Genomic DNA, 927 nt, shown 5'->3' with positions numbered 1-927 from the left:
CGGTTTTACCAATGGATGGTGCAGCGATAGCCTTCGAGCTGGCCGGCCTCGGCCAGCAGGTAGGAGCCGACCGACAGGGCTCCGAGCGCATTGCCGCGCCGGCCCCAGCTGCGCAAAGCCGCCAGCACCTTGCTCTTGCCGGGAAATTCCGTCGTCAGCCCGACCGAGACGAAGAGGATGTCGACCGGCGGCAGGTCGGCAACGGCATAGTCGATCTTGAGCGGCAGGCCATTGGAGGCCATCACCGGATCGCCGTCGGCCGACACCGTCGTCCAGCCGTAGAAGTCGCGGCCAAGCAACCGGTTCGCCGACCGGAACGTATCGATCGCGGCAGCCAGCGAGAACATGGAGAACTTGTCGACCAGCAGGAAAGCGAACTGCCGCCCGCCTTGAACGGGGTCAGTCATGACCGGCCGTTCTGAGGGAACACTGGGGTTCGGCAAAGCTGCGGCTTTCTGGCGGGTCAGAAGGACGGCCGTTTCAATCCGGCCGCTAGGTAGGCCGAGGCTAACGTATTGGCCATCAGCATGGCAATGGTCATCGGCCCGACACCGCCGGGAACCGGCGTGATGGCGCCGGCGGCCTTAGCCGCTTCGGCATAGGCGACATCGCCGACGAGGCGGGACTTGCCCTCGCCTTTTTCCGGCGCCGGAATGCGGTTGATGCCGACATCGATGACGGTGGCGCCGGGCTTCACCCAATCACCCCTGATCATCTCCGGCCTGCCGACGGCCGCGACAAGGATATCGGCGGTGCGGGCCAAGGCGGGCAGATCCCTGGTGCGGCTGTGGGCGATGGTGACGGTGCAGTTGGCGGCAAGCAGCAGGTTGGCCATCGGCTTGCCGACGATGTTGGAGCGGCCGACGACGACGGCGTTGAGGCCGGACAGATCCTTGCCGCGCACCCGCTCGATCAGAAGCATAGAGC

The 927-nt window shown here is 65.8% G+C and carries 2 pseudogenes; both read right to left on the bottom strand.

Features of this window, described 5'->3' with window-relative positions:
* Positions 1-8: 8 nt before the first annotated feature.
* A pseudogene (locus tag EOC06_RS22725) lies at positions 9-407 on the bottom strand (AraC family transcriptional regulator); the annotation flags it as partial.
* Between the two features lie 56 nt (positions 408-463).
* A pseudogene (locus EOC06_RS43205) lies at positions 464-927 on the bottom strand (bifunctional methylenetetrahydrofolate dehydrogenase/methenyltetrahydrofolate cyclohydrolase); the annotation flags it as partial.

Source organism: Mesorhizobium sp. M7A.F.Ca.MR.362.00.0.0, from assembly GCF_004023175.1.
In the GTDB taxonomy this organism is placed as follows: domain Bacteria; phylum Pseudomonadota; class Alphaproteobacteria; order Rhizobiales; family Rhizobiaceae; genus Mesorhizobium.
This window is presented reverse-complemented; position numbering and strand designations above follow the sequence as displayed.